A 26,666-nucleotide genomic window follows, 5' to 3' on the forward strand; every position below is an offset into this window, starting at 1 on the left:
CCCACGCGCCTGTCCACTGCCCTCCAGTGCTGGAAGCCCGTCCGCCATGGGCGGCGCCCCGGCACGGCGGAACGCCTGCCGCGACCCATCGCTAGGATTCCCGCCAACACACCGCAGGGGGTGCTCATGGCAGACAGCGTGCCTGTGATTGGCAGTGGGGCTGGCAATCGCGCGGGGGAAGTCGTTGGCGTCATTCCTCGCGCGGAGTACGGGCGGATGGTGGTGCTCACCACGGTCATGCCCATGGCCGTCCTCACCACGACGTGGTTCCTGCCGCCGGGATGGAACCTGCTCGGAACGGCCGGCATGCTCACCGGCTTCCTGCTGGTGTTGGGCAAGGCCATCGCGGGCGTGCCATTGGCGCTGCTCATCAGTGAGCGAAACCTGATGAGCCTCTCCCGATTCCAGGCGCTCGTGTGGACCGTGGTGGTGATGGCGGGCTACCTGACGATGACGCTCTCCCGCGTGAAGTCGGGCGCGTCCAACGCCGTGGGGGTCGACATCCCCCAGGAGCTCTGGATTGCCATGGGCATCTCCACCACGTCCCTGCTGGGCACACCACTGGTGCTGGGAGGCAAGCGTGCGCGCAGCCCGGACGAGAAGCTGGTGCAGAACACCTCCGTCCAGCTCGCGGAGGCCCCCGCGGACATCGACGCTCACCGCCAGGGCGTGCTCTACGCTAACGCGAACATGACGGACGCGCGCATGGCGGACATGTTCCAGGGAGACGAGGTGGGCAACACCGCGCACATCGACCTGGCCAAGGTGCAGATGTTCTATTTCACGCTCATCGCCGCGGTGGGCTACTTCATGGACGTAGCCATGTCGGTGGCGCGCGGGACGACCCACGCGATGCCCGCCCTGTCACAAGGAATGCTCGCCCTGCTGGCCATCAGCCATGGTGGATACCTGCTAGGAAAGACAGGCGACCACTCGAACTCCAAGCAGACCTGACGCCGCGCGCGAAGCGTTACGACGCAGCGCATGAAGCGTTACCGCGGTAACGCGAACGTCACCTTCGGTAACGTCCTGACGCGCCGAGCCAACCTGCAACGTCTTGAATCTCCGAGCGCGGCGCGTTGGCAGACACGTTGCTCTGTGCTGGGACATGCGCACTGCCCCCGCACGCATGCTGTCGTTCATGGCCGCGCTCGCGGTCCTGCTGTCAGCCACTCCGTCGAGCGCATTCAAGATTCCCCTCAGCGAGGAGTCCTATCTCAACGTCGCCATCCTCCTGCAGCCGCAGCTCCAGATTGTCGACGAAGGCGCGCCGTCCGGCGGCCCCAGCTCCGACATGTTCCTGCGGCGCACGCGCCTGCTCGTCTTCGGCCACATCACCCAAAAACTGTCGTTCTTCGCCGAGACGGACCAGCCCAACTTCGGCAAGAACGGCGACTGGAACGTCGCCTTCTTCATCCAGGACGCGTTCATCTCCTACGAGGTGGCGGAGAAAGTCTGGATTGACGTGGGCATGCTGCTGCCGCCGCTGACGCGCCATGTCCTCCAGGGCGCCGTCGCGTTGCAGGCAGTGGACTACCACTCCAGCCTGGTCCGCTGGGCACCTGGCGTGGGCAAGGTGTGGCGGGACATCGGCGTGCAGGTCCGCGGCTTCGCCGGCCCCTTGGGATTCCGGGCCGCCATCTTCAATGGCGTCAACGGCAAGACGACCCCGGATGGCACCATGCTCAACCCGGACGATTTGCCTCGCGTCACGGCGATGGCGCGCTGGAACTTCTTCACGCGCGAGGAGGACCTCTTCTTCCAAGGCATCTACTTCGCCTCCGAGCCGCGCTTGTCGGTGGGAATCGGCGCCGACTACCAGCCCAAGGCGGTGGCCACGGAATCCGGTCTCCATGACGCGTTGGGCACGGCCGCGGACGTGTTCCTCGACGTGCCCCTGGCGAACGACCAGGAGTTCGTCTTCAACGCCACCCTCTTCCACTACCGCCAGGGCCTGGACAACCCGCAGAGCGGCACGGGGTTCTACGCGGAGACGGGCTGGCGCTTCGGCAAGTTCCAGCCGCTCATCTCCGGCGAGTACTTCAAGGCGCGCGTGGCCGGCCAGGACCTGCTCGCGCTCAAGCCTGGCTTCAACATCTGGTTCCAGAAGCACACGCTCAACCTCCGGACAGAGGTCGCCGTCGCGTGGACCGGCGACATCTCCCAGGCACGGGCCGCCGTGACGGGCACGAGCCAGCTGCAGCTCTTCTACTAACCCTCCTCCACTCCCAAGGATGCCAACGATGGCCCAGACGCAGGACGCGCTCATTCCCACGAAGGACGCCTTCAGCCGCAAAGCCCACGTGAAGAGCCTGGAGGACTACCAGCGCCTCTACCAGCGCAGCATCCAGCAGCCCGAGGCCTTCTGGAGTGAGATGGCCGAACAGCTCACCTGGTTCCACAAGCCAGACGCCATCATGGACCTGGACACCGAACAGGTGGACTTCTCCTGGTTCGGCGGCGGCAAGCTCAACGCGGCCTACAACTGCATCGACCGGCACGCCACGGAGCGCCCAGGCAAGGTCGCCATCATCTGGGCGAAGAACGAGCCGGGCGAGTACGAATCCATCACCTACCGCGACCTCCAGCACCACGTGGGCCGCGTGGCCAACGTGCTGAAGGCGCACGGCGTGCGCAAGGGCGACCGCGTCTGCATCTACCTGCCCATGGTGCCGGAATTGGCCTACACCATGCTCGCGTGCGCGCGCATCGGCGCCGTGCACTCCGTGGTGTTCGCCGGCTTCTCATCGGAGGCCCTGCGCGAGCGGATTCTCGACTCCGGCGCCAAGGTGCTCATCACCGCCAACGAAGGGCCGCGCGGTCCCAAGTTCGTGCCCACCAAGGCCATCGCGGACGAGGCCGTGGAGGGCCTGTCCCTGGTGGAGTCCATCCTCGTGGTGCGCCGCACGGGCAAGGACGTGCCCATGCTCGCCGGCCGCGACTACTGGCTGGACGCGGAGATGGCGAAGCACCGCGGCGTCTGTCCCGCGGAATGGATGGACTCCGAGGATCCGCTCTTCATCCTCTACACCTCCGGCTCCACGGGGAAGCCCAAGGGCGTGCTGCACACCACCGGCGGCTATCTCGTCTACGCGGCCACCACGTTCCGCTACGTCTTCGACATCCAGCCGGAGGACGTCTACTTCTGCGCGGCGGACCTGGGCTGGGTCACCGGACACAGCTACATCCTCTACGGGCCGCTGATGAACGGCACCACCACGGTGATGTTCGAGTCCACGCCCACCTTCCCGGACGCGGGGCGGCTGTGGCGCGTGGTGGACGACCTCAAGGCCACCATCCTCTACACCGCGCCCACCGCGCTGCGCTCGCTCATCAAGGAGGGTGACGCGTGGGTGAAGAAGTCCTCGCGCCAGTCGCTGCGCCTCCTGGGCAGCGTGGGCGAGCCCATCAACCCGGAGGTGTGGCGCTGGTACCACGACGTCGTGGGCGAAGGCCGCTGCCCGGTGGTGGACACGTGGTGGCAGACGGAGACGGGCGGCATCCTGATTGCCCCGCTGCCGGGGGCCACGCCCACCAAGCCGGGCTCCGCCACCCTGCCCTTCTTCGGCGTGGAGCCGGTGCTGGTGGACGACGAGGGCCGCGTCATCGAAGGCAACGGCGTCAGCGGCAACCTATGTCTGGCGCGCTCGTGGCCGAGACAGGCCCGCACGCTGTACGGCCACCACCAGCGCTTCAAGGAGACGTACTACGCGCGCTTCCCCAACCTGTACTTCACCGGTGACGGGTGCCGCCGCGACGAGGACGGGTACTACTGGATTACCGGCCGCGTGGATGACGTGCTCAACGTCTCCGGGCACCGCCTGGGCACCGCCGAGGTGGAGAGCGCGCTGGTGGCCCATGAGGCGGTCGCCGAGGCCGCCGTGGTGGGCTTCCCGCACGACCTCAAGGGCACGGGCGTGTGCGCGTTCGTCACGGTGAAGCCGGACTGGCAGGAGTCCGGCTCCGAGCAGATGGTGGGCGCGCTCAAGGAGCAGGTCCGGCATGTCATTGGCCCCATCGCCACGCCGGACCGGGTGGTGCTGGTCAACGGCCTGCCGAAGACGCGCTCCGGGAAGATTCTGCGCCGCATGCTCCGCAAGATTGCCTCGGGCGAGGTGGAGAACCTGGGTGACGCCAGCACCCTGGCGGACCCGTCGGTGCTCGACGAACTCCTCGCGAAGGCCACACCCCCACAGGCGAAGCGCTGACCGGAGGAGACATCCCATGTCCACGAATCCGAATGAGGAAGCGCTGGAAGCACTCGCGGCGGCGCGCTGGCGCGTGGCCGGCGTGCTCACCGTGACGACGCTGGTGGCGTACCTGGGCTTCATCCTGCTGGTGGCGTTCAACAAGCCGCTCATGGGGCAGCAACTCGTCCCCGGCCTGTCCATTGGCATCCTGCTGGGCGCGCTGGTCATCGTCACGGCCTGGGCGCTGACGGGCATCTACATGCTGTGGGCGAACGGGAAGTACGACCGCGCCCTGCACCAACTCCGCGGTGGGAAGTGAGGCAGGCATGAACCCCGCAGAAACGACGACGCAGCTCGGCCAGCCGAACGCGACGGCCATCCTGTTCTTCCTCATCTTCGTCGGCATCACCCTGGCGATTACGTACTGGGCGGCGCGCAAGACGAAGACGACCTCGGAGTTCTTCGCCGCGGGCGGCGGCGTGAGCGCGGCGCAGAATGGCTTCGCGCTCGCGGGCGACTACATGAGCGCCGCCAGCTTCCTGGGCATCGCGGGCCTGGTGGCCACGTCCGGCTTCGACGGGCTCATCTACTCCGTGGGCTGGCTGGTGGGTTGGCCGGTCGTGACGTTCCTCATCGCCGAGCCCCTGCGCAACCTGGGCAAGTACACCTTCGCGGACGTGGTGGCCTACCGGCTGAAGCAGACGCCGGTGCGACTGTCGGCCGCGGTGGGCACGCTCACCGTGGTCAGCTTCTACCTGATTGCGCAGATGGTGGGCGCCGGCAACCTCATCCACCTGCTGTTCGGCCTGTCCTACGAGATGGCGGTCATCATCGTGGGCGCGGTGATGATTCTCTACGTGCTCTTCGGCGGAATGATTGCCACCACGTGGGTGCAGATCGTCAAGGCGGTGCTACTGCTGGCGGGCGCCACGGGGCTCGCGGGCATGGTGCTGTCCAAGTTCGGCTTCAGCCCGCTGCGCCTCTTCAACGAGGCCGCCACCCAGTACGGCGCGGAGGTGCTGGCCCCCGGGAAGTTGGTGAACAACCCGCTGGAGGCCATCTCCCTGGGCGTGGCGCTGATGTTCGGCACCGCGGGCCTGCCGCACATCCTGATGCGCTTCTACACGGTGCCGGACGCGAAGGCGGCGCGCAGCAGCGTCTTCTACGCCACGGGGCTCATCGGCTACTTCTACCTGGTGACGTTCATCCTGGGCTTCGGCGCGTCCGTGCTGGTGGGCCGTCAGGCGATTACCAGCGTGGACAAGGGCGGCAACATGGCGGCGCCCATGCTCGCCGAAGTCGTGGGTGGCACGGGCTTCCTGGGATTCATCTCCGCCGTCGCCTTCGCCACGATTCTGGCGGTGGTGGCCGGCCTGACGCTGTCCGGCGCGGCGGCGCTGTCCCACGACCTATGGTCCAGCGTGGTGCGCAAGGGCCAGGCCCCCGAGGCGGAGCAGCTCAAGGTGGCCCGGCTGGCCAGCCTCTTCCTGGGCGTCCTGGCCATCATCCTGGGCGTGGCCTTCAAGGGGCAGAACGTGGCCTTCATGGTGGGTCTGGCCTTCGCCATCGCGGCGAGCGCCAACTTCCCGGCGCTGCTCTTGTCCATGGCCTGGAAGAAGTTCACCACGAATGGCGCGGTGGCCAGCATGCTGACGGGCGCCATCAGCTCGGTGCTCTTCATCCTCCTGTCCCCCACGGTGCAGGTGGACCTCCTGGGCAACACGTCCGCGCTGTTCCCCCTGCGCAACCCAGGCGTCATCACCATTCCCCTGGCCTTCATCGTGGGCGCGGCGGTGTCGCTGCTCTTCCCCGAGCACGATTCCGCCGCCCGCTTCGCCGAAGTGAAGCACCGGATGCACGTGGGGGCGCCCCAGCCAGCCCCCGCGGTGGCCGCCGTGGCAGCGAAGCCTGCGGATGGGCCGTCCCGCCCCGCCGCCACGGGCAGCGAGGCCAAGGCCTGAGGACGGGCATTCCCCTGGGGCACGGGTCGCCTACACTGGGCCCGTGTCCAACGCCTCAGAGCAGGGCCCCACCGAGGGCCTCCGCGGTCGGTTGCACGAAATCATCTTCGAAGCGGAGACGCCCGCGGGCAGGGCGTTCGACGTAGGCCTCCTGTGGGCCATCCTCTTCAGCATCATCGCGGTGATGCTGGAGAGCGTCGCCTCGGTGCGGGCCCAGTACGGGAGCGTGCTGCTCGGCGTCGAGTGGTTCTTCACGGGCCTGTTCACCCTGGAGTACCTGCTCCGGCTCTTCTCCGTCAGCAAGCCGCTGCGTTACGCCCGCAGCTTCTTCGGGCTGGTGGATTTGCTGGCGATCCTGCCCACCTTCCTGAGCGTTCTGATTCCCGGGGCGCAGTCCCTGCTGGCGATTCGAGTGCTGCGGCTGCTGCGCGTCTTCCGCGTGCTCAAGTTGACGCACCTGCTCGGCCAGGCGGAGGTGCTGCTCACCGCGCTGCGCGCCAGCCGCCCGAAAATCACCGTCTTCCTGGGCACCGTGCTGACCATCGTCGTCATCATGGGCGCGCTGATGTACGTGGTGGAGGGCCAAGCGAACGGCTTCGACAGCATCCCGCGCGCCATGTACTGGGCCATCGTCACCGTGACGACGGTCGGCTTTGGCGACATCACCCCCAAGACGGCACCTGGGCAGTTCATCGCCTCCATTCTGATGGTGATGGGCTACGGCATCATCGCGGTGCCCACGGGCATCGTCTCCGTGGAGCTGGCCGCCGCCACGCGGCACGCGGTGGACAATCGGGCATGCCCCGCCTGTGGCCAGCAGGGGCATGACTTGGATGCGCATTTCTGCAAGCACTGCGGTCACGGGCTCTAGGCCGCGGGCGCTCGCATGGCCCCCGTACCGGCGGCCGGGCACTTCCTGGACGGGACGGAGGCGGAACGGACGTCCGCTTCCAGCCAATGCCCCTCACAGGGTGAAGTTTATCGACGGAGCCCTGGCTCTCGATGCCCTGGAGGCAACCATGCTCTTCCGCCAGCTCTTCGACACGACGTCGTCGACGTACACCTATCTGATTGGGGACGAGGAACGAGGAACGGCACTCCTCATCGACCCCGTCGCGGAGAAGCTCGACCGGGACCTCACGCTGCTGCGGGAGCTTGGCCTCTCCCTCACCCATGTGCTCGACACGCATGTGCACGCGGACCATGTCACTGCGTCCGGCCTGCTCCGGGCTCGCACGAGCGCCAAGGTGGTGGGCGGCACCGCCGGGGCACCGTGCGCTGACATCCACGTGAAGCATGGCGACACGCTGCGCGCCGGGACCTTCACGCTCCAGGTGCTCGCGACGCCGGGCCACACGGATGACAGCGTGAGCTACCTGTTGGGAGACCGTGTCTTCACCGGGGATGCCCTGCTCATCCGTGGCAATGGCAGGACAGACTTCCAGAATGGGAACGCCGGCACCTTGTATGACTCCATCACCCGGGTGCTGTTCGCGCTTCCCGATGAGACGCTCGTGTACCCGGCCCATGACTACAAAGGGCTGACGGTGACGACCATCGGCGAGGAGAAGCGACACAACCCGCGCGTGGCCGGCCGGAGCCGCGACGACTTCATCCAGCTCATGAACAACCTGGGCCTGCCGAAGCCCAAGCTCATCGACGTGGCGGTTCCCGCCAACCGCGCTTGTGGACTGACGGCACCGGTCAGCGCGCAAGACGGCCTCACACATTGAGGTACAGGGGGGGGGGCGGCACCGGCTCAAGGCTTGCTGTTCGGAAATGTCGGGACATTCGTGGCGGGAAAACCCCCGACATTTCCGAACAGCAAGCTGCCCATCCGCCCCGGAGCCCACGCAAACACGCCACGACATCGACTCGCGAGCCTCCGGGAATCTTGGCGCACCCGCCACGTTCCTGGGCCAACCTGTAACAACACGGCAACGAGCCCCACCCAGACATCACATACTCCTGCGACTCCAGGGCAGGTCTGTTGATGCCAAGCGCACAACTCGATGAAACACCCGCCAGAAAGCAGGCCCCCGGCGTTCACTCCGCACCACGCTGGGTAGGATGCGGTTCCATGCCTCGCACCGCGCATAGGTCGCTGGAAGTGGATGAGGAGAAGCTCGTCCTTCAATTCCCCAGCCTGGACCGTAAGGCCGTGGGTGCTTTCTTCACGCCGGCACCGCTGGCGGAACGCACCCTCGCGCTCGCGCTCCAGCACGTGGGCGGAGGCCCCCTCACGGTCGTCGACCCCTCGTGCGGCGCGGGCGCCTTCCTCACCGCCGCTTCGCGGCTGCGGCCCGGCGTCCGGCTCTGTGGCCTCGAGTTGGACCCCGAGGTCGCCCGCCTCTGCCAGGCCCGCGTGCCCGAGGCCACCGTGCGCGCGGGAGACGCGCTGCGAGACGGACTGGAGCCCCTGCTCGCCACCACTCCGCCGGACCACCAGGAGCTGTGGGTGGGCAACCCGCCCTACAACGGCACCTCCTCCGTGCTGAAGGACCCGGGCACCTATGCGCGGCTGCGCGCCCTGCTCCCACTGGCACTGATGCCTGGCACCAGCCTGCGAGACGACTTCGCCTTCTTCCTCCTGGTGGCCGCGCACCGGCTGGCCACCCGTCCCGGCGCGCTCGCCTTCATCATCCCCGCGAGCTTCCTCGACGCCTTCATGTACGCGCCGCTGCGCCAGTCGCTGCTGGAGACACTCTCCCTGCGCGAGGTGGTGGACCTGGGCCCCGGCGCCTTCGCGGGCACCCAGGTGCGGACCTGCATCACCGTGTGGAGCTCCCTCCCTGGCCCTCACCCCGCCCCGCGCTTCGAGCGGCGCGGCATCGGACAACACTTCACCCCCGAGCCTCCCGAGTGGCGGCTCGCACCCACCGCGCCCGAGGCCTCCGCCCTGGATGCCCGCTGGCGACAGAGCGGGGAGCCCCTGACGCGGCTGGTCCCCGTCAGCCTCCCCGGCGTGAAGACACGCTTCGACGAGCTGCTGGTGGACGCGGACCCGGAGCGGCTCCTCACCCGCGTGAAGGACTTCGCGGCCACGCCCGAAGAAGCCCTGCCCGAGTTCGCGAAGGTCCACGGCCTGCCCGAAGAGTTGCTGCCCAAGCTGCGCGCATTGAAGGCCGGGCCACCGCTGGAGGTGGACGCCAGCTACGTGCGGCCCTTCTATCGCTACGGCGGCGCGCGCCACCGCGGCAGCGTGCCGCCCGAGGCCCGCGCCTACTGCTACCTGGACCGGCGGCTCGTCCCCCGCGGTGACCACCGGCTGCGCGGCCCCTATGACCCGCACCTGGGCGCGGTGAAGCTGCTCTTCAACGTGCGCGAACTCCCCCTGTCGGCCGCGCTGCTGGAGGACGAAGGCTGCGTGCATGACCACCGCCACGCGCGCTTCGCCCCGCTCTATGTGCCGCAGCGCCTGCGCGACGAGGGCCTGGGCCTCACCCGGTCCGTGAAGACACGGGACGAACTGGGTCCGCTGGTGCCCAACCTCTCTCCCCAGGGCCTGGCGTGGGCCGAACGCCTGGGCGGCCCCCTGCCCGCCTTCCAGGCCCTGGTCCGCTTCCTCAACGGGCCGGAAGTCCAAGGCATCTGGGCGCCCGCCTTCGGCGCCTCTCGCGTGGTGCCCGTGCCCCTCACGGAGGAATGAGCGCTACAGGGCAGATGGACCGGGTGCCCGCTTGCTTTCCCCAGCGGCGGGCATGAGCAACCGCTAGTGTCCTCCTTCGCTCCGTAACGCACGAGCCCAGGAGGAAGACACACTCATGAAGATTCGAGCCCTGCTCACCGCCGCCGCACTGACCGCCGCCCTCCCCGCCCTGGCGCAGGAGGCCGCGGTCACGCCGCCGCCGGCGGCCAAGAAGACGCTGCCCAAGGGCCAGATGGCCAAGGCCCAGGTGAAGGACTCCGAGGGCAAGGACGTGGGCGAAATCACCCTCGAGCAGACCAAGCAAGGCGTCCTCATCAAGGGCAAGCTGAGCAACCTGCCGCCGGGCGAGCACGCCTTCCACATCCACGAGGTGGGCAAGTGCGAGGGGCCCGCCTTCACCACGGCTGGCGGCCACTTCAACCCCAGCAAGAAGGCCCACGGCCTGCTGGCGCCCAATGGCAAGCACCAAGGCGACCTGCCCAACCTCTACGTGGCGCAGGACGGCACGGTGCAGTTCGACATCTTTTCGCAGAACGGTCTCACCCTGAAGTCGCTGTTCGACAAGGACGGCTCCGCGGTGGTGGTGCACGCCAAGGAGGACGACTACCACACCGACCCGGCGGGCGACGCGGGCGGCCGCATCGCCTGCGGCGTGGTGGAGAAGACGTAGTCCGCCCCACGCGGGAAGCAACCGGGCCTCTCCCTCGCACCGGGAGAGGCCGCTGTCACACGTAGCCGAAGCGCCGGCGGGCGAACCACTCCGCGCCCAGCAGCGCGATGAGCGCCACCAGGTAGTACCAACGGTCCCACAGCGGCTGGTCCCTGGCGCGGCCCACCTCCACCACCGGCGGGTCCAGCAGCGGCACATCCGGGAGCCCGTCCTGCGGCAGCTTGTACGACTTGCCGCCCGTCTCCTTCGCAATCTGCGCCATCAACTCCGGCCGCACGGACGCGTCCGACAGCTCGGGCCCCACGGCGCGCACGGCCACCGCGTCCTCGCCCTTGCCCAGGTCTGTCTCGCCCTTCTTCGCGGAGGCCAGCAGCTTGTAGGGCCCGGGCGCGGGGGGCTCGAACTCCAGCCTCACCACGCCGTCCGTCCCCGTGGTGCCCGTCTGCACCGCCACCGGCTTCTGCGTGGCGACGGAGAAAAGCTCCACCCGCACCTGCGCGTCCTGCGCAGGCTGGTAGTCCGCCATCCGCGCCTGCACCACCACGCCCACGGGCCGGCCCGGCTCCACCGACGGCGGGTCCGCCGTCACCTTCAGCGTCGTCAGGTCCGGATCCCTCACCAGCCACCGCAGCGCATTGCCCCAGAAGCGGTCATACGCGCGGCTGGGCGAGCCGTGCTTGTGCGCCGCGAAGGCCCAGTACCAGGAGGCGTCCGTGGCCATCACCAGCGAGCGGCCCCGGCCGTAGTCCCACACGGCCACCAGCGGCGCGTTCTTGCCGCCCACCGTCAGGTGCGGGTGGTCCAGCAGCACCGTGGCCCCCGGCCGCGCCTGCGTCAGGTTGGCGCCAGGGATGGGCGGCAGCTCCGCCCACGCGGCCTCCGTGCTGGCGGCGCCCATGCCAATGCCCGTCACCGGGTGGCGCAGTCCCTCGGGCGTCAGGCGCGGCTTGAAGGCGTCCAGGTTGGCGGGGCCCGCGGCGGCCACGGGCAGCGCCTCCATCAGCGTGGGCATGGTGGCGCGGCCTTCGCCCAGCACACTGTCGCCGCCAATCATCACGAAGGCGCCGCCGTTGTGGACGTAGCGCTCCAGGTTGCGCTCGTACTCGGCGATGGAGAGCGACGGGTCCGAGTGCCCGAAGTTCTGGAAGATGACGACGTCGAAGGTGTCCAGCTTCGTGTCGAAAATCTCCTCCATGGGGAACGGGATGAGGGACAGCTCGCGCTGGTCGTTCACCACGCCCGGGTCGTCCGACAGCGTGCGCAGGATGTAGAAGGACACCAGGTCCACGTTGGCGTCCTGGCGCAAGAGGCCACGCAGGTAGCGCTCGTCCCAGGAGGGCCGTCCCACCACCAGCAGCACGCGCACGCGGTCCCGAATCACCTTCAGCGTGAAGGAGCGCGTGTTGTTGTCCGCCACGGCCTCGCCCGGGAAGGTGGGCACCGTCACCGTGTAGACGAAGCGCCCCGTCTGGTCCGGGGTGAAGGTAAAGGCCACGGGCTTCACGTCGTCCGCGGACTCCATCCGCACCACCTTGCTGGCGACCGTCTTGCCTTCCTGACTCAGCACCACGGGGATGTCCTGCCCCGCGAAGCCGCGGCCGTGAATCTCCACCTCCACGGTGAGCGAGTTGCGCACGAAGGCGAAGTCATCCACCTTCAGCCCCTCCACGGCGACGTCCTTCAGCGTCTCCTGCCCCACGGTGAAGGTGGAGACGGGAACGTTCAGGTCCGCCAGCGCCGCGCGCGCTCGGCCCACCACGCCCGCCTTGAGCTCAGTGTTGTCCGCGCCGTCGCTGAACAGCAGCACCCCGGACAGCTTGCGCGAGCCCTGCCCCGCCCCCGCCGCGGCGCGCACCGCCGAGAGCAGGTCCGTGGTGCCCGCGCGCGCGGGCGTCATCAGCGTCTCCGGCGTCGCCGGCGCCAGCTCCGGGTCGAAGCCATACAGCTCCACCGTGAAGCGGTCCTGCAGCTCCGCCAGGCGCGGCGCGGCCCGTTCCAGGAACGCGGCCACTTCCTCGGAGCGCGAGCGTCCGCCCACCTCCGCGGGGAAGCTCATGGAGGCGGAGCGGTCCACCAGCACCGCGACGCGGTTCTTCATGCGCGCCACCTGCAGGTGACGGATGCCGGGCTCCAGCAGGAAGAAGAGCGCGGCCACGCCGGCGCCGACACGCAGGGCCCAGAGCAGGACCCGGCGCCCGCGCGAGGGCTCCCGGCGCACGCCCCAGGCGGCCAGCGCCACGCCCAGCACCAACCCCAGGGCGAGCAGGACCAGCGCCCACGGTGGCAATGGCGAGAGGGTGACGAGCTTCCAGGCGTTGAACGTGGGGGAATTCATCCAGGCTTTCGGCGGAGGGCCGGTGCTTCAGCGCCGCTTGTTGAGGATGAGCGGCAGGTGGACGGCATCGTCCTTGTAGTCCAGGCAGAGGGCATACATGCAGACGTTGATGCCCAGCCGCACCGCCAGCTCGCGCTGGGGCTCGCCACCCGGCGAGACGTCGAACTCGTAGTCACCCGACTCGTTGCGGCTCCATGCCCCGGCCAGGTCGTTCTGCGAGTACAGCACCGCGGCGCGCTTCCCCAGGTTGCAGCCCATCAACTGGGGCTTGTTGAGCACCCGCCCGGGCGCCGCGTCCAGCAGGAAGAAGGACTTGAACACCACGTGCTTCGACGGCACCTCGGCCAGCGGGTTCTGCGGCAGCACCCGCGCCATCTCCCGGCGGAAGGACGCATCGAAGCCGGCGCCGTCGCTGGCGTCGTTGGCGTCCGCGAGCATGAAGCCGCCGTACGTCAGGTAGCGGCGCAGGTTGGCCACCTCCGCATCCTCCAGCGGGGGGAACTCCCCCTCGCCGCCGAAGTAGAGGAACGGGTATTCGAAGAGGTCCGGTGAACTGAGCGGAAACGGGCGCGCGTCCGGCACGACTTCCACGGAGGTGCGGCGCTGGAGTTCCCAGGCGATGCGGCGCAGCCCGGACAACCGTGTATCCCAGCGGCCCTTGTGACGGGCCACGGCGGGGATGAAGCGGTTCTTCTCACCGAAGGCATGCGCCCGCCGGGCCATCAGTGGGGCGAGCGCGGCGGTGCCGAGCAGGAGGTTTCGACGGGTCAGACGCCGCGCGGACATAGGGCGTATCTATATACCGTCGACGGGTATGCGCATTCCCCGGTATAGAACGGAGTCATGGCGAAAGGCGGACAGACGCCCCCGGCGCCCGGCTCGGCGGAGGCACATGCCGCCTGGGCCCGGAAGGACGCGGGCGACGTGGCGGGTGCACGGCGCGACGCCGAGCGAATCCTCGTGGGCAGTCCGTCCGCCGAGGACCGCGCGGAGGCGGAGGAGTTGCTGCGGCGCACCGCCACCCCGCGCGCCCTGTACGGCTTCGCCCTGCTCGCCGCCACCGTCTTCGTGCTCCTGCTCGTACTCGCAATCGTCCGATACGCGTAAGCTTCGGCGGACCGCATCAAGGAGAATCTGCCATGGAAGGCCTCCTCCAGGCCCTCGGGGCTTACCAGACGTTCAATCCGACCGGCTGGGTGGCCGTCTACCGGATGCTGCCCATGTGGGCCGGCATCGTGTGCTGTGTCGCTGGCGTGACGTTGCTCGTCGCCGGCGGGGGCAAGCTGTTCCGCGTGCTCGCGGGCCCCATCGGCGCGGTGCTGGGCCTGCTGTGGACGCCCGTGCTCGTCATGAAGCTGGGCCTGCCGGACGTGGCGAAGATGTCCACCATCGCCGCCGCAGTGCTGATGGCGCTGGGCTTCCTGCTCCCCACGGCCATCACCTTCCTGGGCGTGGGCGTGCCGCTGGGCCTGGTGGCCGGGCAGATCGCCGGGCAGCAGGACTTCCTGCTGGGCTTCGCGCCGGGCTTCATCATCGGCGGGCTGGCGGGCGCGATGCTGCAACGCCCGGTGGCCGTGATGGTGGCCTCCGCGGTGGGTGCGTGGATGTTCGTCATCGGCGCGCTCGCGGCGCTCCACCAGGTGGGCGGCGTGGTGCAGGCGGTGGCCAGCAAGCCCTGGGGCGTCATCATCGCCGCGGGCCTCTTCGCCGTGGCCGGCGCGGTGTACCAGCTCGCCGTCCGGCCCTCTCCCGAGGAGGCGGACAAGCTTCGCGCGGAGCGTGAGCGGCTCAAGGTGCGGCAGGCGGAGCAACATGCGCTCGAAAAACGGTGGGGGGTCAAGTAGCCCCCAGAGACTGGTGGCCGTGCTTTACGTCCCCCTGCCCGGGGCGTACATTCCGCCGCCTTTCCCCCCCGGAAGGATTGATGGGTCAGGCCAGGCGTCAGGAGAAGCAGCACGAGTCCCCCACGGAGTCCGCTCCCCGGCAGGAGCCTCCCGCGAGCACCGCGTGGGTGAAGCCGACGGGACTGACTCGCAAGGGGTGGGCCGTGCTCGTCGGCCTCATCCTCGTCATCCAGTTCCCGCTCATCCACTACGCACTGCTGCGCGGACAGGCGGAGGTGACGGCGAAGCTGCCCTACACGCAGGACTTCTCCGACCCGGGCGTGGTGGAGCGCGACTTCTTCTCCACGGGTGGCTACTGGCGCGTGCTGCAGGGCGAGCTGCTCGCCCCCGGCGTGAAGAACAACCCGCTGTGGCTGCAGGCCCCGCTGCCGGATGACGTCGCCGTGGAATTCGACGTTCGCTCGGAGCTGCCCGCCGGTGACATCCGGGTGGAGCTCTTCGGCAACGGCGTGGACCCGGCCTCCGGGTACGTGCTGGTGCAGGGCGGCTGGAACAACTCCATGTCCGTCATCGGCCGGCGCGACATGAACGCGCCCTCCCTGGACGCCCTCCGGCGCCGCGCCGCTCGCGGCGGCAAGGAGAACGTGGACCTGAAGGCCAGCGGCTTCTTCAAGGAAAACACCAAGGTCCGGGTGGAGCTGCGAGGCCAACCGGTGCAGGCGGGCCGCACGTATCACTGGCGCATCGAGCGCCGGGGCTCGCTGCTGCGCTGGTTCGTCGACGGCGAGCTGATGCTGGAGCTGGACGACCCCTTCCCGCTCAAGGGCCCCGGGCAGGACCGGCTGGGCCTGTCCGGCTTCGAGTCCCAGATTTTCTACGACAACCTGCGGGTGGACACGCCAGACCAGCTGCCCTTCACGGCGGCGCCGCGCGCGCCCACGCCGCCCCCCGGCCCCTACGCGGACGACTTCAACCGCGACACGCTGGGTGACGCGTGGAACGCCACCCACCCTGGCGCGGTGAAGCTGGTGGACGGGGCGCTGGTGGTGGAGCTGATGCACAACCGGCCGGTGTGGCTGAAGCAGCCCATCCCCACCAACGCCACCATTGAATTCGACGCCTGGACGGACAACCCGGAGGGCGACATCAAGGTGGAGGTGTGGGGTGACGGGCGCTCGTTCTACGCGGGCGACCTGCGGCTGCAGTACACCGCCACCGGGTACGTCATCATCTTCGGTGGCTGGCGCAACACCCAGTCCGCCATCGCCCGGCAGAACGAGCACACGAATGATCGGGCGGTACGCGACGGCGCCGCGGTGGTGCCCGGCAAGCGCCACCACATCAAGATTACCCGCAACGGCGGCACCCTGGCGTGGGAGCTGGATGGCCAGCCCTACCTGACGCTCAAGGACCCCGTCCCGCTGGAGGGCCCACGCAATCAGTACTTCGGCTTCTCCGGTTGGAAGAACCGGGTTCACTTCGACAACTTGAAGATTCAGCCGCTCGCCCCCTAGCGGCGAAGGACAATCACACGTGCGCAGAGTAGGCATCTTCGGCTGGGGCGTCGTCGCCCCCCGGTCCAGGAACATCGAGGCGTTCGAGCGCAACCTCTCGTCGTCCGAAAGCTGGCTGTCCCCCTTCAACGGCTTCGGCCCCGACAATTTCCTCGTCGGCATGCCGGAGTTCGACCTGGCCGACTACAAGCCGTGGATTGACGCGCGCTTCCCGGGCAGCCGCTTCTCGCAGCTCGAGCGGAAGATGGGTCAGCCGACCCAGTTCGCCATTGGCGCCTTCATCCAGTCCCTGGCGCAGAACCCGGGCCTGGAGCAGGAGCTGCAGGCACTGGGGCCCCGCGCGCACGTCTACGTGGGCACCGGCCTGGGCGACCTGCCCACCATCCGCTCCATCTCCCTGGACCTGTACCGCGCGCAGCGCCGGTGGGACCGCTTCTGGTCCGCGCCGGAGCGCAACGGCGCCCTGCGGAAGTGGCGTGAGATGCAGGAGCCACTGCCCGGCCTTCCGCCGGAGCCGTCCACGGTGGACGAGGCCACGCGCGACGAGGCCGAGGACGCGTGGTGGCACTTCTGGGCGGGCCGCTCGCCGGAGCTGCGCGAGTACCTGGACGAGCTGCGCGAAATCGAGGCCATTGGCGTGCCCGAGGACGGCGACGTGGAGTCCGCCAAGCTGGCCGTCATCAAGGAGAAGCGCACGCGCAACGCCCGGCTCCAGAAGAAGTGGATGTCGCCGGAGCCGCCGTGGAACGCCGTGTCCTCCAACGTGCTGTGGAACATCCACAACACGCCGGCCTCGCAGATTTCGATGATGGGCCGCATCACCGGCATGACGTTCGCCCCGGTGGCCGCGTGCTCGTCGTTCGGCTACGGCCTGCGGCTGGCCATCAACGCGATTCAATTGGGGCAGGCGAAGGCCGTCGTCATGGGCATGACGGACCCGCCGCCGATGCCGCTCACGGTGGGCGGCTTCTACAACGCCCGCGTCATCTCCGCGGACGCCGCCATCTCCAAGCCCCTCACCGCGCTGCGCGGTACGCACATCGCGGGCGGCTCGGTGGTGTGGGTGCTGGGTGACTTGGAGCACTTCACAGCCAAGGGCTTCAAGCCGCTGGGCATGGAGCCCATCGCGGTGGGCGTCACCGCGGACGCCGACCACATCATCACCCCGTCCAAGGAAGGCCCCACGCTGGCCATCCGCGAGGCCCTGGCCGCGGCCGGCTGCGCCCCGGAGGACGTGGGCAGCTGGGACTTGCACGCCACCGCCACCCCGGGTGACTACCTGGAGGTCCAGAACCTGCGCGACGTGCTGCCCGAGCAGGTGCTGATTACGGCGCGCAAGGGCACCTTCGGCCACGGCATGTCCGCCGGCGGCGGCTGGGAGCTGACGGCGCAGTACCTGGGCTACGGCCAGGGCAAGGTGTTCCCCACGCCGCTGAAGGAAGCGGAGCTCAACAAGCAGATTTCCCGCGTCCACGGCCGCTTCGTCTTCGACGAAGCCGTCGAAGCGCCCGCGGGCTGCGCGGGCAAGCTGTCCATGGGCGTGGGCGGAATCAACGCCTGCGTCATCTCCCGCCCCTGGTCGAAGTAGGGGCGGGGTCCACCGCGGGACTCAGGGGTGTGCGGCCAGCGCGTCCGCGTCGAAGCGCGCGGCCGCCTCCGGGTCACTGCGGCGGAGAATCTCCAGCTCGATTTCCAGGTCCCGGAAGTAGTTCTGCCGGGTGGGCAGGACGCCGCTGGCCTGACTGTTGTTGACGGCCTGGGCGTAGTCCTCGTCCGTCTTGATTTCCTTGTCCACGTAACCGACGCCAATGGACTGGGTGATGCGGTCTCCGCGCATCACCCGCAGGGCCGTGCCGCCGCTGGTGAGCACGATGCCTTGCACCAGGAAGCGGGACGCCGTGCCCGGGCCCAGGCTGCCGCCGCCGGAGTCCAGCCACTCCGTCTCCAGGACGTAGCGGCCCGGCATCTCCTTCCACGAGTAGCCGTGGCCCCGCAGCACCTCCTGGACGTGGGGCCACAGCTGCGCCAACTCCTGGCGGTAGACGTGGTTGGCCGCCTTGTCGCGCACGTAGTTCTTGCGCAGGGAGCTGGAACACCCCATGAGCGCCAGCAACGCGGCGACGACGAGACACACTCCCGCGAGGCGGGTGGAGCGGTGCATGAGGGGGTCCCCTGAAGGTGCGAGGAGAACGGCCGGGCGCCCCCAGCATATCGCCAGTGCCCGGCCGGATGCCTCGCCCCTCCCCCGCCGTCAGGCCTTGGGACTGGCCACCAGGTCGAAGTCCGGGATGTGCTCACGCATGAACTCACGCATCCGGTTGATGAGGGCCGCCTCGATTTGCCGGGCCCGCTCCCGGCTGACGCCGTACTTGTCGCCGATGTCCTGGAGCGTCAGGGGCTCGTCGGAGACGAGGCGGCTTTCGAAGATGAAGCGCTCCTTGCCCTCCAGCGTCCGGGCGAACTGGGACAGCTTCTCCCGGAAGAGGGCCTTGAGCTGCTCGGCGCCCAGGCGCTCGTCCGCAGGCATTGAGTTGGACGGCAGGTAGCGGTCCGCCCGGGTGGTCCGCGAGTCGTCATCGTTCCCCAGGGGCGCGTCGATGGACATCTCGTCGTGCCCCAGCCGCTGATCCATCTCCACCACGTCCTGCTCGGTGACGTTCAATCGCTCGGCGAGCAGCTTGGGGCTGGCCTCGAAGCCCTGGGCGATGAGCTTCTCCTGCTCCTGGCGCAGCTTGAAGAAGAGCTTCCGCTGGGCCTCGGTGGTCCCCAGCTTCACCATCTTCCAGTTGTCCATGATGTAGCGGAGGATGTACGCGCGGATCCACCAGGCGGCGTAGCTGCTCAGCTTCACGCCGCGCTCGGGGTCGTACTTCTTCACCGCCTGCATCAGCCCGATGTTGCCCTCCTGGACCAGGTCCAGCAGGGACAACGGGTTGCGGTGGTACTCATGGGCCAGCTTGACGACCAGGCGCAGGTTGGACGCCACCAGCCGGTAGGCGGCGTTCACATCCCCGGATTCCTTGTAGTGCCGGGCCAGTTGGAGCTCTTCCTCCCGCGTCAGGAGCGGATGGCGCTGCACCTCGGCCATGTAGGCCTGGAGGGGGTCCCTGGGCGTGAGTCCCGTCTCCGCCGAGCGGACGAGCGCCCGAGGGGGCACAACGGGGGTGTCCAGCTCGGCCTCCGGTTCGACCTCCGCCAGCTCCGCCGCATCCGGCTCCAGGGAATCCGGGTCCGATTGAGCCTCGACTTCCGCCCCCTCCACCTCGGCGTCCACGACGTCGCCAGCCCCAGGCGAGGCCGGCCGTTTCACGCGGGGTCGGGGGGACGTACCTTTGGTTCTTTTCCTCCCATTCGCCATGGGGGCTCCATACAGCAAAGTGCCGCGATTGTTGCCACAGGGTAATGCAGGGGCTATGCCCATGCCTGATGAGCGACATCCAAGAGCCAAACGTGCCGGGGAGTCCGGCGCCTGACGAAGCCCCGACGCGTCCCGCCGAGTACATCGCGGACATCGGCTTCGACGACATGAACCTGTCAGAACCCATCCGCCTCGCCCTGGCGGAGCGCGGTTATACCAACCCCACCCCTGTCCAGGCCCGCGCCTTCCGGCCCGCCATGGAGGGAAAAGACCTCATCGTTCGCAGCAAGACGGGCACCGGTAAGACGGCCGCGTTCGGCCTGCCCCTGCTCGAGAAGATTCCCGCCGATGAACGCCGCGTCCGAGCGCTCATCCTCTGCCCCACTCGCGAGCTGGCCCTCCAGGTGGCGGACGAGCTGAAGATGCTCGCCAAGCACAAGGGCCTGAAAATCGCGGCCATCTACGGCGGCGCCTCCATGAAGCAGCAGGAGGACGCGCTGGAGGAAGGCACCCCCATCATCGTCGGCACGCCGGGACGCGTGTTCGACCACATCAACCGCGGCAACCTGAAGCTCGACGCGTGCGACCACGCCGTCCTGGATGAAGCGGATGAGATGCTGAACCAGGGCTTCTACGAGGAAGTCACGCGCATCCTCGACCGCCTTCCCAAGACGCGCCAGGTGCTGCTCTTCAGCGCCACCGTCCCCACGGACATCCAGAACCTCATCGCGCGCTACACGACGAACGCGGAGACGCTGCTGCTGTCGGGCGACGTCTTCACGGTGGAGCACATCCACCACATCCGCTACGACGTGTCGGACGCCTTCCCCAAGCCGCGCAACCTCATCTACGTGCTGGAGAAGGAAGAGCCGCAGAACGCCATCATCTTCTGCAACACGCGGGATGACACGGCGCTGGTGACGGCGGTGCTCAACCGCAACGGCTTCGACGCGGAGCTGCTCAATGGCGACCTGCCGCAGAAGGAGCGCGAGCGGGTCATGGGCAAGGTGAAGCGCGGCGAAGTGGCCTTCATGGTCGCCACGGACATCGCGGCGCGCGGCATCGACATCTCCGGCCTGGAGTACGTCATCAACTACTCGCTGCCGGAGGACCCGGCGGTGTACCTGCACCGCGTGGGCCGCACCGGCCGCATCGGCAACAAAGGCACCGCCATCAACCTCTTCTCCGGGCGCGAGCTGGCCACGTACACCGCGCTGGAGAAGAAGTACGGCATCAAGTTCGACAAGCGCGAGATGCCGGCCCCGGAAGAGGCCATGCGCCTGTGGACGGAGCGCCACGTGCGCGAAATCCAGGAGGCCGCGGGCGGCTCCGTCTTCGAGGGCTTCCTGCCGCTGGCCGCGCAGCTCAAGCCCCGCGCGGACGCCGACGACCTCATCGCCTTCCTGCTGAAGTACTTCTTCAGCCACCTGCGCATGGAGAAGGCCGCCGCGGCGATGGCGGCGGAAGGGCGTGAGCCTCCGCAAGAGCGCAAGTTCGAGAGCCGCGAGGGCGGCCGGCGCGAGCGCGGCGAGCGGAAGGAGCGGGGCAGTGAGCGCCGCGACCGTGAGCGCGACGACCGGCGCGAGAAGCGTGGCGAGTCCTCCGAGCGCGAGCGTGAGCGCCGGCCCCGCCGTGACGACACGCGGCGCGAGCGCGGCGGTGAGAGTGGCCGCGGCGCGGCGGCGCTGGAGGCCGGTCCGGGCGAGGCCAAGCTGTGGGTGAACCTGGGGACCGCGGATGGCCTGGGGCCGGGTAGCATCGCCACGGCGCTGGAAGACGCGGGCGCCCCGGTGGGCAAGGTCGTGCGCGCCGAGCTGCGCCCCACCTTCGCCTATGTCTTCGTGGCGGAGGAGGACGCCGCCGCCTTCGAGACCATCAACGGCAAGCAGCACGGCACCAAGACGCTGCGCGTGGAGAAGAGCAAGCCGCGCACGGAGCGTGACGCCACGCCCCGCCCGCCCCCGTCCCCGGACGCGGGCCCCGGCGAGGCGAAGCTGTGGATCAACCTGGGCATGGACGACGGCATGGACGAGGCGAAGCTGCCCGCCGCGCTGGAGGCCGCGGGTGCTCCGGCCGGCAAGGTGCTGCGCACCCTGCTGCGCCCCACCTACGGCTACGCCTACGTGGCCGAGGAGGACGCGCCCGGCTTCGAGGCCGTCAACGGCAAGCCCCACGGCGAGAAGGCGCTGAAGGTGGAGCGGCACCGTCCGCGTGGCGCACGCACGGAGCGCCGTCCCCGCACGGAGGCCCTGCCGGAGGTTCCTGGGCAGACGCGCCTGTGGGTGGGCCTGGGCAAGCAGGACGGGCTGGACGAGGCGGGCGTCGCCGCCGCGCTGGAGGCCGCGGGCGCTCCGGCCGGCAAGGTGCTGCGCACGGACCTGCGCCCCACCTACGCGTATGTCTTCGTCGCCGACGAGGACGTGGCGGCCTTCGAAGCCACGCACGGCAAGCCCCACGGCGAGCGCACGCTCAAGGTGGAGCAGGCCAAGCGGAAGTAATCCCTCAGGTGCCGCCAGTCCCTGGGCTGGCGGCCTTCCTGCGCCGCTCGCGGTGGTAATGGGCGGCGCACAGGCCCCGGGCGAGCACCGGCTTCTCACAGCCGGGCTCGCCGCAGCGGGCGGGCTCCGGCCGGACGGCCTGGATGTCCTCCGTTGCCCGCGTGGGCTCGTTGAACATCACCTCCGCCACCGACAGCAACCGGTCCACGTCCACGCGAGCCAGGCCGCGCCCCCGGACGAAGGCCTCCAGCCGGTGGACACCCGCGTCCTGCGTGTCCTCCAGCCGCAAGAGTTCCCACAGTGGGAGCTGGAGCGCGGCGGCCACCTGGAGCAGCGTCTCGTAGCTGGGGCTGCGCTCGCCCCGCTCCAGCAGGGACGCGAAGGACACGGAGATGCCGCAGCGGGCGGCGAAGTCCTCCTGGGTGAGCCCCCGCCGCTCCCGCAGCGCCCGGATGCGCCGGGCCAGTCCCTGGAGGTGCCCACTCACGGTGGAGGCGTCCGGCGGTTCGGGCGGCATGGCAGTTTCCTATGGTAGCGCACCCCTTCTGTTAAGGTCTCGCGCGCCGCCATCCAGGAGCTTGCCGACACATGAGCGCCGTCGAGGGTACCAACTACTACTTCCGCAAAGCCGCGCGGATCATGGACGTAGGCACCCCCATCGAAACGCTGCTCGCCACGCCCCTGCGCGAGGTGAAGGTCCAGGTCTCCATCGAGATGGACTCCGGGGAGATTCGCACCTTCCTTGGGTACCGGATTCAACACGACAACAGCCGCGGCCCCATGAAGGGCGGCCTGCGCTACCACCCGTTGCTGGACCAGGACGAGTGCGCGTCGCTCGCCTCGTTGATGACGTGGAAGACGGCCGTGGTGAATGTCCCCTACGGCGGCGCCAAGGGCGGCATCGCCTGCGACCCGTCCCAGCTGAGCATCAAGGAGCTGGAGCGCCTCACCCGGAAGTTCGTGGACCAGGTACAGGACGTCATCGGCCCCACGCGCGACATCCCCGCCCCCGACGTCAACACCAACCCCCAGGTGATGGCGTGGATCATGGACCAGTATTCGCGCTACCACGGCCACTCTCCCGCGGTGGTGACGGGCAAGCCGCTGGAGCTCTACGGCTCCAAGGGCCGCGAGGCCGCCACCGGCCGCGGGCTGCTCTACGTGGCGCGTGAAATCCTGCGTGATTTGGGCCTGCCCGTGAAGGGCACGCGCTTCGCGCTCCAGGGCTTCGGCAACGTGGGCGGCCACACCGCGCAGCTCCTCTGGGAGGACGGCGGCGTGGTGGTGGCGGTGGCGGACGCGCTGGGCGGCGTGCGCAACCCGCAGGGCCTGGACATCCCGTCCCTCTTCGAGCACGTGAAGCGCACCGGCACGGTGGCGGGCTTCAGCGGTGGTGCTTCGTGCAGCAACGATGACGTGCTGGGCGCGGACTGTGAGGTCCTCATCCCCGCGGCGCTGGGCCACGTGCTCACCCGGGAGAATGCCCACGCGGTGCGCGCCAAGCTCATCATCGAAGGCGCCAACGGCCCCACCCAGCCGGAGGCCGACGAAATCTTCGAGAAGCGCGGCATCTTCGTGGTGCCGGACGTGCTCGCCAGCGCCGGCGGCGTGACGGTGAGCTACTTCGAGTGGGTGCAGAACCTCCAGCACCTGTCGTGGGAGGAGGACCGCGTCAACGCGGAGCTGGAGAAGTCCATGAAGGAGGCCTACGAGCGCGTGGCGCAGGTGGCGCGCTCCCGGAAGGTCTCCATGCGGACGGCCGCGTACATCCTGGCGATTGGCCGGGTGGGCAAGGCCACCGTGCTGCGCGGCATCTGACGCGGCCCGCCGTGTCGCGCGCTGGACGTAGCGCGGCGCGGCAGACAGCCGGCGGAGCACGCTCCTTCTTCGTGTCGCTTCCGCCCGGGGCTCGCATCCGATAGAGGCGCGCCCATGGTCACCCTCGAGGACATCCAGGCCGCGCGCGAGCGCCTTCGCTCGGCCATCCGCCCCACGCCGTGCCCGCAGTCGGACTACTTCACGGAGCGGACGGAGTGCGCCGCGGTGTTCTTCAAGCTGGAGAACCTCCAGCGCACCGGGGCCTTCAAGGAGCGCGGCGCCCTCAACAAGCTGCTGACGCTGTCCGAGGACGAGCGGCGCCGGGGCGTCATCGCCGCGTCGGCCGGCAACCATGCGCAGGGCGTCGCGTACCACGCGCGTCGGCTGGGCGTGAGCGCCACCATCGTCATGCCGGAGCGCACCCCGCTCATCAAGGTGTCGCGCACGCGGGATGACTACGGCGCGCGCGTGGTGCTCAAGGGCACCAACTACGACGAGGCCTACGCGGAGGCGCTGCGCATCCAGAAGGCGGAGGACCGCGTCTTCATCCACCCCTTCAATGACGCGCACGTCATCGCCGGCCAGGGCACCATCGGACTGGAGCTGCTGGAGCAGTGCCCCGACCTGGAGGTGGTGCTCGTCCCCATTGGCGGCGGCGGGCTCATCTCCGGCATCGCGTGCGCGCTGAAGGAGACGCGGCCCGACATCCGCGTGGTGGGCGTGCAGGCGGAGACCATCGCCAGCATGAAGGCGTCGGTGGAGGCGGGCGAGCGCGTGCTGCTGGCCGCCGCGGGCACCACCATCGCGGACGGCATCGCCGTCAAGCGCGTGGGCGACCTCACCTTCCCCATGGTGCAGAAGTACGTGGACGAGGTGGTGGCCGTGGACGAGGAGGAGATCGCCGCCGCCATCCTCACCCTCCTGGAGCAGGAGAAGAGCGTGGTGGAGGGCGCCGGCGCGGTGGGCCTGGCGGCGCTGCTCAGCGGTGACGTTGCCGCCGCGAGGGGCCGGCGCACCGCCATCATCTTGAGCGGAGGCAACATCGACATGAACGTCATCAGCCGCATCATCGAGCGCGGTCTGGTGAAGGCCGGTCGTCTGGTGCAGTTGGAGGTCCGGCTGCCGGACCGGCCCGGAATGCTGGCGAAGCTCACCACGCAGGTGGCGGACCTGCGCGCCAATGTCGTGGAGATCCACCACGAGCGCGCCTTCTCCAAGGCGGGCCTGGGGGAGGCAATGGTGGAGGTGACGCTGGAAACCACCGGGCCCGCGCACATCGAGGAGCTGGAGCGCGCGCTCCACCGGCTGGGCTGGCAGGTGGCCCGCAAGTAACACCCCGTCCGGGGGCAGGGCCTTGCGCCCGTGCGCCCGTGTCCGGCGATACTCAGGGCATGAGCCCCGCCGCCCTGCTCTCCGCCCTGCTACTGACCGCCGCCCCTTCTTCTCCCGGACAGAAGGCGAAGTCGCTCGCCGCCAGCCGCGCCTGGGAGGAGCTCTACCTGGCCTTCTCGGCCGGAGAGGCGTCGGACGTGCCCGCCCCGCAGCGGGGCACCGTCGCCACGGCGCTCCAGAAGGGCTGCGAGGCGCTGACGGACGAGGACCCGGTGATGGCGTACTCACTGGGCGAGCGAGCCACCGTCTACGAGGAGTCCGCGGGCGCGCTGCGGTGCCTGGCCCGGGCCGCGCGGAAGACGGACCAGCGGGCCACCGCGGAAGCCGCCCTGCGCAAGGGGCTGGCCCAGTACCCCAAAGACGGCGCCTTCGGCCTGGAGCTGGGGCGGCTGCTGATGGAGGAACAGGACGCGGCGGGCGCCGTGGCGGCGCTGGAGAAGGTGCCGGCGAAGTCGAAGGAGGCCGCGGAAGCGAAGCGGCTGCTCGTGCAGGCCCGCGCCAAGACGACGGAGGAGACCGCCGCGCGGCGGGAGGCGGAGCGCCTGGAGCTGCGGATGAATGGCGCCACGAGCGGGCGGCCCACCGTCATGGTCGAAACCCAGCCCGCGGTGGCCGGCCAGGGGCGGGGCTCCACGCGCTCGGCCAGCCTCAACTACGAGTCGGGCACCGGCGCGGACGGCATGCGGACGCGCTCCAACAGCCGCTTCGTCATCAAGTACTTCAACAACCAGCGCGACTTCGGCCAGCGCGCGGAGTACGAGGGACGAATTGTCGCCGCGCTGGACGAGGCCTACGACTTCACCCGCAGCATGCTGGGCGAGGTGCGACAGGCGCCGGTGGACATCATCCTGTACACACTCGCGGAGTTCCAGACGCACTTCGGCGCGGCGAAGGCGCGAGCGGTCGCCGGGCTCTATTCCGACAACGCCATCCGCATCAACGACGCCGCGGAGCTCACCCAGCAGACCAAGGCCACCCTGGTCCACGAGTACGTCCACGCCGCGCTGGATGACTTCTGCGACGGCTACGGCAACAACCTCCCCGTCTGGCTCAACGAGGGTCTGGCCGAGTACGTCGAGTGGCGCTACCTGGGAGGCGAGGACCCCGAGCGGTCGGTCCGGAACTACATGGCCCAGGCCGCCAAGGCGAACTCCCTGCCCAAGCTGGCGCAGATGGAGGGCGCGTCCCTCATCATGCAGAGGAACCCGACGGTCGCCTATGCCACCTCCGCCGTGGCGGTCCGCGAGCTGGTGAAGCGGGGCGGCACGGGCCGGTTCCTCACGATGGTCCGCGAGGTGGGACAGGGAAGACCCATCGACGAGGCCCTGTCGGAGCACTACGGCAAGACGCGGGCGAGCCTCGACGAGGATGTCCGGGCCGCTCTCCAGTAGGGGAGGCTGCCAGCCGGGCACGGGCCAATTGGTTTACCCGTCCCCG

The 26,666-nt window shown here is 69.2% G+C and carries 22 protein-coding genes; 17 read left to right on the plus strand and 5 right to left on the minus strand.

The genetic code is table 11. The features are described from left to right. Positions 1-126 precede the first annotated feature (126 nt). The 9 genes from F8M74_RS06940 to F8M74_RS06980 all read left to right on the plus strand — a co-directional run bounded on the left by F8M74_RS06940 (position 127) and on the right by F8M74_RS06980 (position 10,470). On the plus strand, positions 127-954 hold the full coding sequence (locus F8M74_RS06940) for a hypothetical protein (protein WP_141254075.1): 828 nt from the start codon (positions 127-129) through the stop codon (positions 952-954). 154 nt (positions 955-1,108) lie between these two features. Then, the gene (locus tag F8M74_RS06945) at positions 1,109-2,215 is read left to right on the plus strand and encodes a hypothetical protein (protein WP_228560101.1); all 1,107 of its coding nucleotides are present in this window, start codon (positions 1,109-1,111) and stop codon (positions 2,213-2,215) included. 28 nt (positions 2,216-2,243) lie between these two features. After that, positions 2,244-4,208 carry an acetate--CoA ligase gene (gene acs / locus F8M74_RS06950; protein WP_163884346.1) on the plus strand — a complete coding sequence of 655 codons (1,965 nt, stop codon included), beginning with the start codon at positions 2,244-2,246 and terminating at the stop codon, positions 4,206-4,208. A gap of 16 nt (positions 4,209-4,224) precedes the next feature. Continuing rightward, positions 4,225-4,509, plus strand: coding sequence for a DUF485 domain-containing protein (locus F8M74_RS06955; RefSeq protein ID WP_141254077.1), 285 nt, complete (start codon positions 4,225-4,227; stop codon positions 4,507-4,509). A gap of 7 nt (positions 4,510-4,516) precedes the next feature. Further along, positions 4,517-6,151, plus strand: a complete 1,635-nt coding sequence (locus tag F8M74_RS06960; RefSeq protein ID WP_141254078.1) for a sodium/solute symporter — start codon at positions 4,517-4,519, stop codon at positions 6,149-6,151. Between the two features lie 43 nt (positions 6,152-6,194). Continuing rightward, complete coding sequence (locus F8M74_RS06965) at positions 6,195-7,022, plus strand: ion transporter (protein WP_141254079.1); 828 nt, start codon at positions 6,195-6,197, stop codon at positions 7,020-7,022. 148 nt (positions 7,023-7,170) lie between these two features. Then, positions 7,171-7,884, plus strand: a complete 714-nt coding sequence (locus F8M74_RS06970) for an MBL fold metallo-hydrolase (RefSeq protein WP_141254080.1) — start codon at positions 7,171-7,173, stop codon at positions 7,882-7,884. A gap of 347 nt (positions 7,885-8,231) precedes the next feature. Beyond that, positions 8,232-9,800, plus strand: a complete 1,569-nt coding sequence (locus F8M74_RS06975; protein ID WP_171410216.1) for a class I SAM-dependent DNA methyltransferase — start codon at positions 8,232-8,234, stop codon at positions 9,798-9,800. A 115-nt stretch (positions 9,801-9,915) separates the two neighbouring features. Continuing rightward, on the plus strand, positions 9,916-10,470 hold the full coding sequence (locus F8M74_RS06980; RefSeq protein ID WP_141254082.1) for a superoxide dismutase family protein: 555 nt from the start codon (positions 9,916-9,918) through the stop codon (positions 10,468-10,470). 55 nt (positions 10,471-10,525) lie between these two features. Here the strand turns inward: F8M74_RS06980 and F8M74_RS06985 are convergent, their stop codons facing one another. Further along, positions 10,526-12,805, minus strand: a complete 2,280-nt coding sequence (locus F8M74_RS06985) for a glutamine amidotransferase (RefSeq protein ID WP_141254083.1) — start codon at positions 12,803-12,805, stop codon at positions 10,526-10,528. Positions 12,806-12,832: 27 nt separating this feature from the next. Further along, a complete protein-coding gene (locus tag F8M74_RS06990; protein ID WP_141254084.1) occupies positions 12,833-13,591 on the minus strand; it encodes a DUF4159 domain-containing protein in 759 nt (252 codons plus the stop codon). A gap of 57 nt (positions 13,592-13,648) precedes the next feature. Between F8M74_RS06990 and F8M74_RS06995 the strand changes: the two genes are divergently transcribed. From F8M74_RS06995 to F8M74_RS07010, 4 genes are all read left to right on the plus strand, one after another. Then, entirely contained in the window at positions 13,649-13,912 is a 264-nt protein-coding gene (locus F8M74_RS06995) for a molecular chaperone DnaJ (RefSeq protein ID WP_141254085.1), read from the plus strand. A gap of 32 nt (positions 13,913-13,944) precedes the next feature. Further along, positions 13,945-14,649, plus strand: a complete 705-nt coding sequence (locus F8M74_RS07000; RefSeq protein ID WP_011555817.1) for a hypothetical protein — start codon at positions 13,945-13,947, stop codon at positions 14,647-14,649. 80 nt (positions 14,650-14,729) lie between these two features. Next, positions 14,730-16,163, plus strand: a complete 1,434-nt coding sequence (locus F8M74_RS07005) for a hypothetical protein (RefSeq protein ID WP_141254086.1) — start codon at positions 14,730-14,732, stop codon at positions 16,161-16,163. 19 nt (positions 16,164-16,182) lie between these two features. After that, positions 16,183-17,751: a beta-ketoacyl synthase N-terminal-like domain-containing protein gene (locus F8M74_RS07010; RefSeq protein ID WP_141254087.1), complete on the plus strand. Its 1,569-nt coding sequence runs from the start codon at positions 16,183-16,185 to the stop codon at positions 17,749-17,751. Between the two features lie 21 nt (positions 17,752-17,772). On the opposite strand, the gene F8M74_RS07015 is transcribed toward F8M74_RS07010, so the two are convergent. Together F8M74_RS07015 and F8M74_RS07020 are read right to left on the minus strand one after the other, a co-directional pair. Then, on the minus strand, positions 17,773-18,324 hold the full coding sequence (locus F8M74_RS07015) for a hypothetical protein (RefSeq protein ID WP_141254088.1): 552 nt from the start codon (positions 18,322-18,324) through the stop codon (positions 17,773-17,775). A 90-nt stretch (positions 18,325-18,414) separates the two neighbouring features. Then, positions 18,415-19,521: an RNA polymerase sigma factor RpoD/SigA gene (locus F8M74_RS07020; RefSeq protein WP_141254089.1), complete on the minus strand. Its 1,107-nt coding sequence runs from the start codon at positions 19,519-19,521 to the stop codon at positions 18,415-18,417. A gap of 68 nt (positions 19,522-19,589) precedes the next feature. Between F8M74_RS07020 and F8M74_RS07025 the strand changes: the two genes are divergently transcribed. Further along, positions 19,590-22,019 carry a DEAD/DEAH box helicase gene (locus F8M74_RS07025; protein ID WP_141254090.1) on the plus strand — a complete coding sequence of 810 codons (2,430 nt, stop codon included), beginning with the start codon at positions 19,590-19,592 and terminating at the stop codon, positions 22,017-22,019. Positions 22,020-22,023: 4 nt separating this feature from the next. Here the strand turns inward: F8M74_RS07025 and F8M74_RS07030 are convergent, their stop codons facing one another. Then, a complete protein-coding gene (locus F8M74_RS07030; RefSeq protein WP_141254091.1) occupies positions 22,024-22,536 on the minus strand; it encodes a helix-turn-helix domain-containing protein in 513 nt (170 codons plus the stop codon). A 71-nt stretch (positions 22,537-22,607) separates the two neighbouring features. Here F8M74_RS07030 and F8M74_RS07035 point away from each other — a divergent pair, with 71 nt between their 5' ends. The 3 genes from F8M74_RS07035 to F8M74_RS07045 all read left to right on the plus strand — a co-directional run bounded on the left by F8M74_RS07035 (position 22,608) and on the right by F8M74_RS07045 (position 26,620). Next, a complete protein-coding gene (locus F8M74_RS07035) occupies positions 22,608-23,837 on the plus strand; it encodes a Glu/Leu/Phe/Val dehydrogenase (protein WP_140856778.1) in 1,230 nt (409 codons plus the stop codon). Between the two features lie 114 nt (positions 23,838-23,951). Beyond that, positions 23,952-25,169, plus strand: coding sequence for a threonine ammonia-lyase (ilvA, locus tag F8M74_RS07040; protein WP_141254092.1), 1,218 nt, complete (start codon positions 23,952-23,954; stop codon positions 25,167-25,169). A gap of 59 nt (positions 25,170-25,228) precedes the next feature. Further along, on the plus strand, positions 25,229-26,620 hold the full coding sequence (locus F8M74_RS07045) for a peptidase MA family metallohydrolase (protein WP_163884347.1): 1,392 nt from the start codon (positions 25,229-25,231) through the stop codon (positions 26,618-26,620). The last annotated feature ends 46 nt before the right edge of the window (positions 26,621-26,666 follow it).

The organism is Myxococcus sp. CA023 (assembly GCF_010998615.1).
Classification (GTDB): domain Bacteria; phylum Myxococcota; class Myxococcia; order Myxococcales; family Myxococcaceae; genus Myxococcus.